A 371-nucleotide genomic window follows, 5' to 3' on the forward strand; every position below is an offset into this window, starting at 1 on the left:
GTCGGGAACCTGATTTCCGGCGACCGCGACACGCTGGTCTGGGCCTGGAGTGACGACCCGACCTTCCGCATCGGTGGTGAGCGCCCACAGGTGCAGCCACCCAATGGCCACGACAGCGGCATGGGTACGCTGCAGCGCGAGGGCCAGCATCCGCTGCGTACGCTGTATGAGCGCGTGCCCGGCAAGGGCGTGCGGCCGGCGGTGGACCTGTGGATCGGTATCGACTCCGAACCGTACACGCATGCCTTGCAGCGCTTCGCCGTGGCGCTCTGGGTTGCCGGCGGGCTGGGCGTGCTGCTGGTGGCCGGCCTCGGCTACTGGATCGCGCGCCTGGGACTGGCCCCATTGCGCGCGCTTTCGGACGAGGCGCG

At 70.4% G+C, this 371-nt stretch carries 1 pseudogene; it reads left to right on the forward strand.

Annotated elements, in window-relative coordinates:
* Window positions 1–371 (forward strand): annotated as a pseudogene (locus tag EN852_RS36290) (hypothetical protein); the annotation flags it as partial.

The sequence above is a fragment of the Mesorhizobium sp. M2E.F.Ca.ET.209.01.1.1 genome, from assembly GCF_004010375.2.
In the GTDB taxonomy this organism is placed as follows: Bacteria; Pseudomonadota; Alphaproteobacteria; order Rhizobiales; family Rhizobiaceae; genus Mesorhizobium.